Here is a 517-nt window from a genome sequence, read left to right as displayed (position 1 = left end):
TCGACGCTCCGCCGGCCATCTGCCACAATGGTGCATTTCGTGTTTTGCCGCGAATATCCCAAAGGGCAATATCCACGGCCGAAATGGCAAAGGAGGCGATCCCGCCCCGTGCCACGTAGTGCACGTGCCACTGCATGGCATCGTACAAGCTTTCGATCTGTTCGGCGTCTTGTCCTACAAGAAACGGTGCCAGATCATGCTGGATCATAGCCAGGATGGCATGCCCACCCTTGCCCCCCGTATAGGTATACCCGACCCCTTCGACCCCAGCCGAGGTTTGAATGGTGACTGTGATCAACTGAAAAAAAGTGTGATCCCCATGTTTGGCATCGACCAGGACCTCTGCGAGCGGAACGTTGAACAGCCGCGCTGAAACACTTTCTATGCGATTCATGAACCCAAGACCTTCTGCTGCCTGGCAATAATCCGAGACTGTAAAAGGATGACCGCAAATAGAAAGCCTCCACGTATGACCATCTGCCAATAGGCACTGAAACTGATGGTGCCCTGACCGTTT

1 pseudogene is annotated in these 517 nt (G+C 54.0%); it reads right to left on the bottom strand.

From position 1 onward, the window contains the following. A pseudogene (locus ACR0IP_RS23490) lies at positions 1-394 on the bottom strand (uroporphyrinogen decarboxylase); the annotation flags it as partial. Positions 395-517 lie beyond the last annotated feature (123 nt).

The organism is Ruegeria sp. AL11 (assembly GCF_056540865.1).
Note: the sequence above shows the minus strand (reverse complement) of the source record. Positions and strands in the feature narration are given on the sequence as shown.